Raw genomic sequence first — 15,147 nt, 5'->3', positions numbered from 1 at the left:
GTAGAATAAATTAAAATTGAAAATAAAGTTTAAAAGATAGGGAGGTAGCAATTGAAAATAAAAGTGAATAGACAAGAATTTTTAAAAACTTTAAGAACAGTGAGCAAGGCTATCACTGAAAATAAAATAAGACCTATTATCTCAGGGGTATATATGGAGGCTGATGACACTACTATAATTTTAAAAGGAACAAATTTAGAGTTGACAGTTACATCTAAGATGGAAGGAGAAGTAATTAAGGGTGGGAACCTAGTGTTTTCTCATCAATTGGTAGAAGAATATTTAAAAGAAATTAATGATATGGAAATAACTCTTAGTATAGATAATGAAATTCTTTTGATAGAAACTGAAGATTCATCTTCTGAATTTTCTGTCTTTGATGCTTCTGAATATCCAAAAATTAGAGGCTTTCAAGGTGGTGAAGAGTATAAATTACCTATAGAACTTTTTGTGAACTTATTAGAAAAATCAAAGTTTGCTGCTTCTCAAACGACAGATAATATATCAATAAATTGTTTGAGAATGGAATTAGAAAATGGGATGTTAAAATTAATTTCAACTGATACCTATAGATTGGTTTATATAACTGAAAAAGTAGATCTAGATGGATCACTAAAAGTTAGTCTACCACTAAAAAGTGTAGAAGCAATGATAAAAATTTTAGCATCAAAAAAAGTTGAAGATATAACTTTTGCATATGAAGGAAATCAAGTTAAATTTATGGTAGGAGAAACTGAAATATTAACGAGGGTTATTGATTTGCCGTTTCCAGACTATGACGGAATATTAAATGCAACAGGATATACAAAAGAAGTTTTAATAGATTCAGCGGAATTTAAAAATGTTCTTAAGAGGGTTCAAATATTTGTTAGAAATAATGCAGAATCTAAAAATAGTGGGATATTTGAATTTAAAGATGAGTTACTAGAGGTAAGTGGTATATCTGAAGTAGCTAAGATCAATGAGACTATTGGAATAAAAAAAGATGGGGAAGATCTAAAAATATCTCTAAACGTGAAGTTTTTACTAGATTATCTTTCTTTTATAGAAAAGGGGAAAAATGTTTTATTAAGTCTTTCGACATCTTGTGGTGCAGTAGAATTAAAGATAGAAAATGAAAAGAATTTTAAATATTTGGTAATGCCTTTAGCATTAAAAGATTAAAAATATAAGAAAGCTCAAGTTTTGGTTAAAACTTGAGCTTTTTTTGACGGTGTAATTTTAATATGATATACTAATTAGGGGTACAATATGTAAGAATCCCTTGAATAAATAAGGTTTACAAAGGTTTTTATTGTAGACCTAATGGAGAAGATAATATGTTGAAAATAGTTATTTTAAGGTTGATATATCTCCTATTTTATCTTCTAGTGATAATAGCTAGAAAATTTTCTAAAGAGGAAATCGAAAACAGCAAGATCTCTAAGGTATTTATTCGTTTTAATAACAGTGTTGTATTAAAACGATGTAAAGATGTATCTGCAAATCAAGTATCGATCTTACTCCCTCATTGTATTCAAAATTATGAATGTCCGTTGAAGGTGACATCTAGGGTAGAAAATTGTAAGGAATGTGGGATGTGTAAAGTAGGAAATATTCTAGAATTACAAAGAAAATATGGAGTGAAAGCTAAGATTGCTACTGGTGGAACATTAGCTCGTAAGTTTTTAAAGGAAACTAAACCAAAACTTGTAATAGCTGTAGCCTGTGAAAGAGATTTGGTAGCAGGAATCTACGACGCTTTTCCAATGTCTGTGTATGGTGTATTCAATAAAAAAATAAATGGACCATGTTTTAATACCGATCTTTCAATTCAAGAAATTGAAAATGTATTGAAAAAATTAAAATAGGAGGAACTAGTGAAGAAAAAATTATTAATTTTATCCCTTTTGATCGTAGTGAGTGGTCAAATTTTTGCTACAGATAGAGATGATATGAAATATATTGATAAATTATATGAAGCTAAAGAATATTCCATGGCTACTGATGAACTAAAAACTTTTGTAGGGAAATACCCTGATAGTAGCTATCAAAAAGTAGCGCTAGGGAGACTATCAAAAACTCTCTATCTTAATAAAGAATATAAGAGTTCTATAACTTATTTTAATCAATATTTAAAGTTAGAAAAATTAAAAATAGATGAAAAAAATGAAGCACATTATTATTTAGCTAGAAATTTAACTTATCTAAAAGATTATAATAAAGCAAAAAAAGAAATAAATTTAATAGGGGAGAATTCTCCTAAGAAAATAGATGCTATCTATTATTTAGGCATATCGTACTATGAAAATACTAGATATGAAGAAGCTAAAAAAGCTTTTAAATATCTTATTACAAAACCTAAAAGATCAAAAGATGCTCTCTTATATATTTCCTTATCATCTTATAACAATAAGGAATATGTAAATAGTACTATCTATTTAGATGAATATTTAAATGGGTCATCAGATGGGAAAAACATAGAGTTAGCTAGTTATATGTATGGAATGAATCAATATAAATTAGGCAATAATGAGATGGCTATAAAAAAATTGACAGAGGTAGAGATAAATCATCCTCAGAGTAAATATATAGCAGATGTAAGGTACGGTCTTTTGGATATTTATTTATCTAATGGAGATATGGTAAAAGCTGATGAGTACTACAAAAAATTAATGGGTGGTGCTAATGAAGAAAAAGCTAATACACTTTTAGCTGATTATTATTTTTCTCAAAAGAATTATGAAACCTCTATGAAATATTATGAGTTAGTAAAAAATTCTAAAGATCCAAAAGTTATATATGGATCAGCTTTTAGTATGTTTAAAGTAGGAGAATTAAAAGGGAATATAGAAGGTGGAAAGTTAATTGAGAGATCAAAAGTAAAATTTGTAAATCTTTTGGGAACAGATTTAAATTCTGAAGGGATTTATTATATGGCGCTGATAGATTTTAGAGCTAAAAGATATAGTGAAGTGATAAAAGATTTAAAATCTTATGAGGAATCTAAGATGAAGAGAGAATATAAAAACAATATAGATCTATTTTTAGGGAAGTCTTATTTTGAGACAAAAAACTATAAAAAATCTAGAGTTTATTATACCAATGTATATAATAGAACACAAAGCAAAGAAGGCCTCTATCAATTGATCTTGGTTAATAGTAGATTAGGAGATTTAAAAAACATAAAATTAAGGTTTGATGAATACAAAACTAAATTTTCTACTGATATAGAATATAGACAAAAAATATACCTTATAGTAGGAAATACATATTATAAAGGTAAAGATATAGGGAGAGCTAAAGATGCTTATAAAGAATACTTAAGATCTTATAATGATACTAAAATTTCAGAAAATTTAATAACTATATTAGTCGCTGATGGAAGTTATAAAGACCTTATAACATACCTGACTCCTCAACCTAAAACAGCAGAGAATAGATATCTTTTAGGAATTGCATATTTAGGAATAGCAGAATATAATAAAGCAGTGGAAAAATTTGAAGGAGTAATAACAGGAAAAGATGGAAGTTTGGTTCAAAAAGAAAAAGCTAGCTATAACCTAATAAAAACTCATTTTGCTGCTAAAAATTATGATGATGCTATAAGATATGCAAAAGAATATTTTACAGTGATTGAATATAAAAAATATAGTAATGAAGTGATGGATTTAGAAGCACTTTCAAAATTTAGAATGGGTAAATATTTAGAAGCCAGAGAAATGTTTGGTAAATTGGGGGAGAATCCAAAATATAAAGAGTATAGTAAATTTCAAATAGCAGAGACATATTATAATGAAGGAAAATTTGATATGTCCTTTATGGGATATAACAACCTCTACGAAGAGAACAAGAAGGGTGAATATGCCTTAAGATCTTTATATTGGGGAATAAATATTCTTTATACACAAGGTAAATATGAAGATGTGATTAAAAAAAGTGGGGAATTTAATTTAGAGTACCCAAAGAGTAACTATATAGCAGACGTTAATTTTTATAGGGCAGATGCATATTTTAAATTAAATGATATAAAGAATGCAGCTAAAACTTATGTGAGAATATATCAAGACACAACAGATGAAAAATTAAAAAACAAAACAGCTAAGGAACTTACAACTTTATATTACAACGTTGATGATTACGAAAATGCAAACTTATGGAAGGAAAAAATAAGTGATTCTAATGAAAAGGTATATTTCTCAGCACTTATCTATGAAAAGCAAGGGAAGATAGATCTTGCTATAGTTGAATATAAAAAATTAATAGAGAGCGTGGAATATGGTAGTAAAGTTAACTTTAATTTAGCTAGTTATTACTATAAGGGGAAAAACTATGATGAAGCAAAAAAATACTATGAAAATATATTAAAGGTAGAAAATGGACCATATAAAGATACTGCTACATATCGTATAGGTCAAATATATTTCAACTCAAAAGATTATAGTAAGGCACTTAGAAATTTCATGAGAATAGAACTTTTATACGAAGAAAGTAATCTAAGAGAAGCTGCAAAATTAAAAATTGCAACAATCTATGAACTTCAAAAAGAGGAAGGGAAAGCCAGAATAACCTATGAAGAATTCTATGAAACTTATCCGAAAAGTAGATACAGAGGATTAATATTAGAAAAATTATTAGTAATAAACCTAAATGAAAAAAAGGTAGAGGAAGCAAAAAAATATTATGAGGAACTTGTTATTGTAAATAAAGGTGTTGCAGAAAACTATACTTCATACTTTGATAAAAAAACTATGAAAAAGAAGTAAATGCTAAGGAAAAAGGAAAAGAGATATAAAAATCAAACAATAACTAGGAGGGTCAAATGAGACGATTTATAAGTGGATTATTATTAGTAATGATGTCAATGAGTATTCTGGCAGAAGGAAGTGGAGCAGAAATTCAAAAAGAAGTTAGTGGTGTTAACAAAAGTACTACAACAGAGGGAAGAACATTGTTAGAAGGGAAAGAAAAAGGTCCTACATTACAAACAGTTGACCTAAACTTGATAAACAGTGAAAATCAAAAGTTAGAAACTACAAATATAGAATATAATCAAACTGAGAAAACTGATGATCTTTTAGCAGATGTAAGTGAGAAGAAAACTCAACCTAACTATGTGGTATGGGGACTAGGTATATTAGGAGTATTAGTAGCAGGACTGGCGTTGAGTTCAAAATAAGACGCCTCCTTTCTATAGGAATCTATGAGTATTAAAAACTTGATTTTTAATATTCGTAGCCCTGTGAGAAAAGAAGGAAAAGAGAGAACTCTGTGTATCTTTTTTCATCCTCCGTGTAGCTCTGTGACAAATGCGTTTTTGGGTTGTATACCTGATGGAGAAAATATAAATTAAAATAAGGAGATAAAATTATGATAGAAATATTTAAAAGTGGTGGGATGTTAATGTATGGAATTCTCCTACTATCTATAATGGGTACGACAGTAATAATAGAGAGATTTGTATATTTTTTAAAAAATGAAAAAGAAATAAAAGGGGACTTAAAAGCTCAATTAGAGGAAGCTATTATTTCTAAAGACAAGGAATTAGCTATAAGTTTGTGTGAAAGTGAAAATTCATCTAGTTTAAAAGTATTGAAAGAACTTATATTAGAACATGATTTTGATAAAAAAGTAAATATTGAATATTTGGAAGAAAAAGCTAGAGAAAGAGCATTGATAGAGATCCCTAAACTAGAAAATCATATGTGGTTATTAGGAGTAGTGGCTCATGTAACTCCACTAGTAGGATTGTTAGGAACCGTTTCAGGAATGATCGCAGCATTTAGAGTCATAGCAGTAGTAGGTTCAGGAAAGCCAGAGATGTTAGCAGATGGGATATCTCAAGCTTTAATTACTACAGCAGCAGGACTGACAGTAGCTATACCTGCTCTTATATTATATAATTATTATAATAAAAAGATCGATCATGTGGTAAACGAAATAGAAAAAACTACCGTTGAGTTTATCAACTCTCTTAGAAAATAAGGGGGAACTATGAAAATACAAAGACTGAAAAGGAAAAACAGTAAAAACTTGATATTGGATATGACTCCATTAATAGATGTAGTATTTTTACTCCTAATATTTTTTATGGTAGCTACAACGTTTCAAGATGTAGATTCTAGTGTAAATATTGAACTGCCAAAATCTAGTTCAGAGCACAAGATAACTATTAAAACTTTAGAAGTGAAGATAAACAAAGATTTAGAAATATATCTTATAGTAAAGGATCTAAATGGTAAAGATGAGATGATGAAAGTAGATCAAGGCGACTTGAAAGAAAAATTAGGGCAGAAATTAGAACTTACAGAGGATAAAAACGTAATTGTAAGTGCTGATAAGAGTGTGAACTATCAATCTCTTATAGAGGTATTAGATATAGCTAAGGAAGCTGGAGCAGGTTCATTAGACCTCAATACTAAAAGTTTAAATTAGGAGGTGATAAGGTGAAAACAGATAGAAATGATTATTTTAATAAGATATTTGTAGGAGTCCTTATCCTTCATATAGTATTTCTCTATATAATGCCAGGTTTAAAAAAAATAGTGATAAAGGAGCCAGAAGTGAGTAAGATCACAATTGGGATAAATAACTATTCCGTTGATAGTGCTCCTAAGAAAATTATTGAAAGAAAAAAAACTCCTGAAGTTATAGAATCGGAAGAAGTTTTACCTGCAGAGGAAAAAGAACTGAAAATTACAAAAATAAAAGAAGATCCTAAAAAAGAAACTTTTAAAAAGTTAGAAAAAAAAGTGCAACCTAAAAAAATATTACAGGTAACTCAGTCATTTGATGATTTGGATATATTAGAAGCTTTGGATTCTCCTAGAGAAATAAATAAAAGTGTAGAAAATGATAAACCTAAGATAATAAAGGTTTCAGAGGTAGAAAATAAAAATAAGATGAATAAAATTGAAGATAGGAAATTAAATGAAGTCGTTGAGGATTCAAAAGATAGGATTGAAGAAAATTTAGATCTAGTAGAAGTAGCAACACTTGATAATAAAACAGAAGAAATTGTAGTGAAAAATGACTCAAAAAATGGTGTACAAGATATGAGGTGGAACAACCTTATGAGTGAAGAAAATCCGAATATAGTAGGGCCTAAATCAGGGTTGAAAGTAGGATCTATAGATGGAAAATCTAAAGTTATTTGGGATCCATCTAATAAAGATCCAAAATATCCTTTGGAAGCAGAAAAAAATGCTCAAACTGCTGATGTAAAAATAATTTTAGACGTAGATACTGATGGAAAGGTTCTTAAAGTAAGATTAATTAAAACAGGAGTAGATATAATAGATAGAGCTGTAGAAAGTAAAGCTCGTGACTGGAATATAAAACTTATAAATAGCGGAATGGCTATAAGTGGAAGTGTCATGGTCGAATACAAATTCAAGTTAAAAGGTAGGGAATAAATGAATATATTAGGAATAAATTTAACGGAAAAAATAAAGGAATCATTACTGGAAAATTTAGATGGAGATTTCTCTTTTGAAAATAGTTATAGTAATTTAGATGATTATATAGAAAATACTAAATATAATCTTATAGTAATGGACATAGATGGTTTAGAGGAGATAGATCAAACTAAAACAGTAATAAAAGAGATCTTTGAAAATCAGAATAAAGCTATAATTATAACTTTAGGGGAAAGAGCGACATTAGACCTAATAGCCTGGGCAATTCAACTGGGTGTATATGACTATCTTCTAAAACCAATTGAAGAAGATGAAGTAATAAAGATCGTTGAAAAAGCATTGAAGGACCAAAAATTAAAGGCTGAAAAATTAAAGAAAAAAGAGACGCCTAAGGGGACTGTAATTGGAAATAGTCCTAAAATGGTAGAAGTATATAAAAAAATAGGGAAGGTAGCCACAAATAAAATACCAGTACTTATAAGTGGTGAAAAAGGGAATGGGAAAAAAGCGGTAGCTAAATCTATCCATAGATTTAGTTGTATGAAGGAAAAACCATTTGTTAGTGTAAACTGTACAGCATATCAAAAAGAGTTTTTAGATAGAAAATTATTTGGATATGAAAAGGGAAATATATTTGAATCCCAAGTGGAACAAATTGGTATCTTAGAAAAAGGTTATGGTGGATCGATCCATTTAGGGAACATAGAATCACTAGATCTAACTCTTCAAGCAAAATTATTAGGAGTACTTCAAGAAGGAGCATTTTTTAGAGTAGGTGGATCAAAACTTATAAAAACTGATATAAGAATAATAGCTACCACAAGTGTGAACTTAGAAGAGTTAATAATGAATGGAAATTTCATCGAAGAACTGTACCATAGACTTCGAATATTAGAAATAGAGATACCACCACTAAGAGAGAGAAAAGATGATATACCTCTTATGATCCATCATTTTATCAAAAGATTTAATGATGAATTTTCTAAAACAGTCAAAGGAGTGTCTACTCCAGCTATGAAAAAAATAATGAGATATGACTGGCCAGGAAATGTAAGGGAATTAAAGTCTGCTGTGAAGTCAGCCATGGTATTATCTAGAGGGAAAAGTATCTTAGTTGAAGATCTTCCTTCTAATATTATTGGAAATAAAACTACCAAAAGAAGGGGAGATATTCAAGATTGGATATTATCTGACTGGGTAGAGGGAGAGATCCAAATGTTACAGGGATCTAATCAAAAAGATTATTATGGGAATATAATATCTAGAGTTGAGAGAGAATTAATAAGACAGGTATTAGAAGTGGCCAATGGAAAAAAAGTAGAAGCAGCAGAAACATTGGGAATAACAAGAAATACACTACGAACAAAGATGAATAACTATAATTTAGATTAGAGTTTGAGGAGATAAGATGCATATAACACTTTATAGAAAGTATAGACCGAGTACCTTTGATGAGGTCGCTGGAGAAACCGATATAATAAAAACTATAAAAAATTCTTTAAAGGGAAATAAAATGGCTCATGCATATTTATTTACAGGTCCTAGAGGAGTAGGAAAGACAACTACTGCAAGACTAATAGCCAAGGGATTAAATTGTATGGAAAATGGTGTTACTGATACACCATGTAATAAGTGCGAAAACTGTATAGATATTAGTAAAAATAAATTTATAGATCTTATAGAAATTGATGCGGCATCAAATCGTGGAATCGATGAGATCAGGTCATTAAAAGATAAGATAAACTATCAACCTGCTAAGGGTAGAAAAAAAGTATATATAATAGATGAGGTTCATATGTTAACGAAGGAAGCTTTTAACGCTCTCCTAAAAACATTAGAAGAACCTCCAGCACATGTTATCTTTATTTTGGCAACTACTGAACCGGATAAGATATTAGAGACTATTATCTCAAGATGTCAAAGGTATGATTTTAAACCTATAAGTGAGAAAGAATCTATAGATTACCTCCTTATGATAGCTAAATCTGAAGGGGTAGAAATAGATAAATTAAGTTTAAAATTGGTCTATGAAAAATCTGGTGGTAGTATGAGAGATGCTATCTCTATCTTTGAAAAATTAATCTCTTCATGTTATGGTGAAGATATTACTTTAGAAAGAACAGAGGTTGTATTAGGAGTTATCCCAGAAAAAAAACTAGCAGAATTTTTGGAGATAATAGGAAAAAATGACTTAGTTAATGGGATCACATTTTTAGATGGTTTATGGGATGACTCTATAAACGTAGAGGAGTTTTTAAAGAGTTTCGCTTACTACCTAAAAGAAATGATGATTGAAAAAAATTCACCTTTTAATATAACAAAATCTATAGCAATAATAGAAGATATATTTGAGGTAATGGGTAAATTTAGATATGAAGAGGATAAGAGAATCTTAGGGTATGTAATTTTACATAAGATAACGGACTTTAAAGAGGACGTAAAGGCAATTCAAGAATTGCCCATGCAATCACCCGTACGAGAAAAGGTTGTTGAAAAGATAGTCGAAAAAATAGTGTATGTAGAAAAAGAAGTTCCTGCTAAATCATCTGAAGAAATAGAGGAAATTAATGAATTGCCTGTACAGGAAAAAACAATAGATATAAGTATAGAAGATGTCAAAACAAATTGGAATGACATTGTAAATGAATCTAAAAAGAGAAAGATGCCGTTGATCTCATTTTTATCTACTGCCATACCTACTAATGTAGAAGAAGGATTTTTACACATTGGATTTTATGCAGAAAACAGGTTTCATAAAGAAAGTATGGAAAAACCATATTATAACGATATATTCTTAGGAGTGCTTAAAGATAAATTTGGTGGCAGAGTAGCTGTAAAATACGATCTTTTAAATGAAAAGAATAAAATTGTAGAAGATAAGAGCGATTTTGTAGAAAGAGTAGTTGACTTTTTTGATGGTGAGCTTATCTAATTCTTAACTAATTATGGGATTTATGATACAATAAGGACTGTGGAAGTAAATGAAAAAGGGAGGCACAATCATGATTAGAGTAACTTTAAATATTATCTTATTATTTTTAACGTCATCATTGATACCATTGGTGTCATTTATCTTGCCGGCTTATAAAATAAAAAAAATGCCTAAGTTAAATTCTAAGCATAGACTCTTTGCAAATTTAATTTCTGGTGGAGTAATATATTTTATAGATGATAAATTGTTCTTTGTTTATGTAGGATTTTTTCTCTTATTAGAAGGGATGTATTATGTGTTTGAGAGAAGTTCTATAGAGATATTTGATAGAATTTTCATCTCAACTGCAGTAACTACAGCAATGGGATATTTATTTATGAGAGTATTCATTGGAACACCAAATGATTTGGTAACAATACTAGATGGTATATATAGGGAATATTTAATTTTAGATCAAACTATGATAACTACTATGATGGGGTATGTTAAACAGCACCTATTGTTCGTGATGTTTACCTATTCACTAATAATAAATTATTTTACATATTTTATACTTAAGGGGAAAACATACAGAAAGTGGAATATTTCTTACCTATGGGTATTGATATATATAGTCACATTTTTTATAGATAAGACTTTAAAAATCAATAATTTTTATGTTAAAAATTTATATTCAATAACTACTTTGATCTATGTAATTTATGGAATAAAAGTATTATATAATATGTTTAGAGCAAGAATAAAATGGAGGGTATATGGAAAGGGACTAGCAATAGTAACTGCATGTTTTTTCCCAATAGGGATCTTTATTTTAGGTGTAATGAATAGTTTTGGAATAATAAAAATAAATAAAAGGAGGAAATAAATGTCAAAATTAAAAGTGATACTTAATACAGACGTAGCAGGGCAAGGAAGAAAGGGTGACATAGTAAGTGTATCGGAAGGATATGCTAAAAACTTCTTATTAAAAGGTAATAAAGGAATTATAGCAACTGATGAAGAAATGAAAAAATTAGAGAATAAAAAAAATAAAGCGGAAGCAAAAGATCAAGCAGAAACTGTTGTAGCAGAGGAACAAGCTAAAAAATTAGGTGAAAAGACTTTATTCATGAAAGTAAAAGCTGGAGAGAATGGAAAAGTATTTGGTTCTATAACTAATAAAGAAATAGCTGAAGCAATAAAAACTCAATTTGATATGGTAATAGATAAGAAAAAAATAGATGGAAGTATAAAAAAAATAGGTGAACATAAAGTGAACTTAAAATTACACAAAGGTGTAAAGGCTAGCTTAAAAGTAATAGCTGAGAGAATGTAGGAGAGAATATGCAAGGTATTGATAAATTAAAGATGGTTCCAACTAGTATAGAAGCTGAAAGATCGGTATTAGGTGGAGTTTTATTAAAACCTGATTCTCTAGAAGATGTTGTAGAGATAGTAAAGCCAACTGATTTTTATAAGGGAGCACATAGAAATATCTATGAAGCTATGTTAGTGGCCTATTCTAGAGGAGAAGTAATAGATCCTATAGTTTTAATAAACACATTAAAAAAACAGAATAAGTTTGAAGAAAGCGGTGGAGAAGCTATTTTATATGAAATTATAGAACAGGTTCCGACTGCTGCGAATATCTTAAATTATGCTAGAATAGTAAAAGAAAAATCTACACTGCGTAAATTGGGAGATATTGGTACTCAAATAGTGGAGATGACTCATGAAGGCTATGAAGATATAGATGATATACTGGATAAAGCTGAAGGGATGATCTTTAAAATAGCTGAAAATAAAGAGAGTAAAGATGTAATAGAAGTAAAAGATATTATATCTCAAGAATATGAAAGATTGGAAAAATTAATGGATAATAAGGGAATGACAACAGGAATTTCTTCAGGATTTAAACATTTTGATGAGATGACCAATGGTTTTCACCCTTCAGACTTAGTAATCTTAGCAGCTAGACCAGCTATGGGTAAGACAGCATTTGTTCTGAACCTAGCACTACAAGCTGCTATAGAAGAGAAAAAAAGTGTTATGATATTTAGTCTGGAGATGTCAAATTCTCAATTACTTCAAAGATTTTTAGCTGCAAAGGCTAGGATTCCCCTTTCAAATCTAAGAAATGGTTTTTTAGAAGCAGATCATTGGGTAAAATTAGGATCAGCCAGTTCAAAATTAGCTGAATCTAGTATCCAAATAGCTGATATGCCAAATATAAATGTTATGGAAATCAGAGCCATGGCAAGAAGAGCCAAGGCAGCAGGAAAATTAGACATGATTATCATAGACTATCTACAGCTTATACAGGGTAGAGATAAAAATGGTGAATCACGTCAACAAGAAATCTCAGATATATCTAGATCACTTAAGATTATAGCTAGAGAATTAGAAGTGCCAGTAATAGCACTATCACAGCTTTCACGTGGTCCAGAACAAAGAGCTGATAGGAGACCAATGTTATCAGACCTGAGAGATTCCGGTGCCATTGAGCAAGATGCCGATATGGTAGTTTTTCTTTATAGAGATGATTACTATAACGAAGAGAGTGAAGATAAGGGAATAGCTGAAATTATCATAGGTAAGCAAAGAAATGGTCCTGTAGGAACTATAAAACTACGGTTCTTCCATGAGTATACTCAATTTGCAGATTATACTACAAGTATAACTTAACTCTTGAGAGAGAGGTCTTATCAAATATAGATTAAATTTTATGGAGGGGTAATTCATGAATTACCCGTACTGTAAATTTTTAGAAAAAGAGTAATAAAAGTTAGGGTGCAAGTCTGCTTTTTATAAACATATATAAAAGGAGATGTAAAAGGATGAAAAAAAGAGTAGAATTATTAGCTCCAGCAGGAAATTTTGAGAAGTTAGAGATGGCATTTCATTATGGTGCTGATGCAGTATTTTTAGGTGGAAAAGAATTTAGTTTGAGAGCAGGTGGACATAACTTTGATAGAGACGAGTTAGTAGAAGCTGTTAAATACGCTCATGCAAGAGATAAAAAAATATGGGTAGCTCTAAATATAATTCCACATAATGATGAGATGGATGCACTACCAGAGTATGTTCAATTTTTAGAAAAAACAGCTGGTGTAGATGGTGTAATAGTAGCAGATTTAGGAATTTTGGAGATAGTCAAAGAAAACTCAAACTTGCATATAAGTGCAAGTACTCAAGCAAGCAACACTAACTGGAGATCAGTTAAGATGTGGCAAGAGATGGGGGCTTCTAGAGTTGTTTTGGCTCGGGAAGTATCTTTAGAAAATATCAAAGAAATTAGAGCTCATGTTCCAGATATCGAAATAGAAGTATTTATTCATGGAGCACTATGCATGTCTGTATCAGGTAGATGTTTACTAAGTAACTATATGATAGGAAGAGATGCAAATCGTGGAGATTGTGCTCAGTCTTGTAGATGGCAATATAATGTCATGGAAGAGGATAGTAATGGGGATAAGAAACCTGTTTATAGTGAAGATGAACCTACGCATATATTTAATTCAAAAGATCTATGTACAATAGAATTTATAGATCAGATATTAGATGCAGGTGTGGACTCACTAAAAATTGAAGGAAGAATGAAGGGTATTTATTATGTTGCAACAGCTGTAAAAGTGTATAGAGAAGCAATCAATAGATATTATGAAGGAAACTTTAAATATAGTGAAAAGTGGTTAAAAGAACTAGAAACAATGTCTCATAGAAAATATACGTCTGGGTTTTATTTTAATAAACCAAATTCAGATTCACAAAATTATAACAACAGAAATTCATATAGTCAAAGTCATCAATTAGTTGCAAAAGTAGCAGAGAAACTAAGTGAAAATGAGTATATCTTAGAAGTAAGAAATAAAATATTCACTGGTGAAGAGCTAGAAGTCGCAAGTAATAACGGTAATCCAAAGATTATTGTGTTACCAGAGATGGAGATTACAAAGAAAAGAATAACAAGTATGGTAACAGATGCTAATCCGAACTCCGTTGTAAGGGTAAAGATAGATGCAGATATGAATAGACTTGATATGATAAGAAGAGTTTTACCAGAAGCAGAATAGAGGAAAAGAACGTGATGTTCTATATAGATAAAAGAAACCACAGATTATTTTAATTTCTCTGTGGTTTTGGTTTATAAAAATATTGTGAAATGAAGGTGCAAGAAATTCATGAGATTTTTAAGGAGTAAAAAAAGATGAGAAAAACAGAATTAGTAGCCCCAGCAGGGAATATGGAAAAATTAAAGTTAGCTTTTGAAAATGGAGCTGACAGTGTATTATTAGGTGGGAAAAAATATAACCTAAGAACAGGAAGTCATAATTTTACAGATGAAGAGCTAGAAGAAGCTGTACATTACGCCAAAACACATGATAAAAAAATATGGGTAACACTAGATATTATTCCACATAATGAAGAGTTAGAAGGTTTAGATGAATATGTTAAATATTTAGAAATTATTGGTGTTCATGGTGTTATGGTAGGAGATCTAGGAGTTTTCCAAGTTGTCAGAGAATTTTCTAACTTGAAGATAAGTGTATTAACTCAAGCAAGTAATACTAACTTTAGATCCGTAAGGATGTGGCATAAGTTAGGAGCTTCTAGAGTTATCTTAGCTAGAGAGATATCTATTGAAAATGTAAGGGATATTAGAAATAAAGTTCCTGAAATAGAATTAGAAATATATGTTCACGGAGCTATGCATATGTCTACTTCTGGTAGAAGTTTACTAACGAGTTATATGTCTTCTAAAGAAGAAAATTTAGATTCAAATAATGCACAGTGGAAATATTCTGTAGAAGAGGTAACGAGACCTGGAGAATATATGCC

At 30.0% G+C, this 15,147-nt stretch carries 14 protein-coding genes; all 14 read left to right on the top strand.

All coding sequences use genetic code 11. The annotated features are described in order from the left end of the window. Positions 1–51 precede the first annotated feature (51 nt). Positions 52–1,164 (top strand): DNA polymerase III subunit beta, encoded by a 1,113-nt coding sequence (gene dnaN, locus WBG30_RS14630; RefSeq protein WP_424505390.1) that lies wholly within the window; start codon positions 52–54, stop codon positions 1,162–1,164. Between the two features lie 155 nt (positions 1,165–1,319). Beyond that, entirely contained in the window at positions 1,320–1,850 is a 531-nt protein-coding gene (locus WBG30_RS14625) for a DUF116 domain-containing protein (RefSeq protein ID WP_424505389.1), read from the top strand. A 9-nt stretch (positions 1,851–1,859) separates the two neighbouring features. After that, positions 1,860–4,745 carry a tetratricopeptide repeat protein gene (locus tag WBG30_RS14620; RefSeq protein ID WP_424505388.1) on the top strand — a complete coding sequence of 962 codons (2,886 nt, stop codon included), beginning with the start codon at positions 1,860–1,862 and terminating at the stop codon, positions 4,743–4,745. Between the two features lie 56 nt (positions 4,746–4,801). After that, the gene (locus WBG30_RS14615; RefSeq protein ID WP_424505387.1) at positions 4,802–5,158 is read left to right on the top strand and encodes a hypothetical protein; all 357 of its coding nucleotides are present in this window, start codon (positions 4,802–4,804) and stop codon (positions 5,156–5,158) included. A gap of 191 nt (positions 5,159–5,349) precedes the next feature. After that, positions 5,350–5,964, top strand: a complete 615-nt coding sequence (locus WBG30_RS14610) for a MotA/TolQ/ExbB proton channel family protein (protein ID WP_424505386.1) — start codon at positions 5,350–5,352, stop codon at positions 5,962–5,964. A 9-nt stretch (positions 5,965–5,973) separates the two neighbouring features. Next, positions 5,974–6,414, top strand: coding sequence for an ExbD/TolR family protein (locus WBG30_RS14605; protein WP_424505385.1), 441 nt, complete (start codon positions 5,974–5,976; stop codon positions 6,412–6,414). Positions 6,415–6,425: 11 nt separating this feature from the next. Then, positions 6,426–7,394: an energy transducer TonB gene (locus WBG30_RS14600; protein ID WP_424505384.1), complete on the top strand. Its 969-nt coding sequence runs from the start codon at positions 6,426–6,428 to the stop codon at positions 7,392–7,394. Continuing rightward, positions 7,395–8,789, top strand: a complete 1,395-nt coding sequence (locus tag WBG30_RS14595; RefSeq protein WP_424505383.1) for a sigma-54-dependent transcriptional regulator — start codon at positions 7,395–7,397, stop codon at positions 8,787–8,789. A gap of 16 nt (positions 8,790–8,805) precedes the next feature. Beyond that, complete coding sequence (gene dnaX, locus WBG30_RS14590; RefSeq protein ID WP_424505382.1) at positions 8,806–10,329, top strand: DNA polymerase III subunit gamma/tau; 1,524 nt, start codon at positions 8,806–8,808, stop codon at positions 10,327–10,329. A gap of 70 nt (positions 10,330–10,399) precedes the next feature. Next, positions 10,400–11,194, top strand: a complete 795-nt coding sequence (locus WBG30_RS14585; protein ID WP_424505381.1) for a hypothetical protein — start codon at positions 10,400–10,402, stop codon at positions 11,192–11,194. Beyond that, on the top strand, positions 11,195–11,644 hold the full coding sequence (gene rplI, locus WBG30_RS14580; protein ID WP_424505380.1) for a 50S ribosomal protein L9: 450 nt from the start codon (positions 11,195–11,197) through the stop codon (positions 11,642–11,644). Positions 11,645–11,652: 8 nt separating this feature from the next. Beyond that, positions 11,653–12,993, top strand: a complete 1,341-nt coding sequence (gene dnaB, locus WBG30_RS14575; protein ID WP_424505379.1) for a replicative DNA helicase — start codon at positions 11,653–11,655, stop codon at positions 12,991–12,993. Positions 12,994–13,145: 152 nt separating this feature from the next. Further along, positions 13,146–14,381, top strand: coding sequence for a peptidase U32 family protein (locus tag WBG30_RS14570; protein WP_424505378.1), 1,236 nt, complete (start codon positions 13,146–13,148; stop codon positions 14,379–14,381). Positions 14,382–14,515: 134 nt separating this feature from the next. Next, the coding region (locus WBG30_RS14565; protein ID WP_424505377.1) for a peptidase U32 family protein at positions 14,516–15,147 on the top strand (632 nt) is incomplete at its 3' end.

Origin of the sequence: Psychrilyobacter sp. (assembly GCF_049671765.1) — a bacterium.
Lineage (GTDB): Bacteria > Fusobacteriota > Fusobacteriia > Fusobacteriales > Fusobacteriaceae > Psychrilyobacter.
The sequence above is the reverse complement of the archived record's forward strand: the minus strand, read 5'-3'. Positions and strand labels throughout refer to the sequence as shown.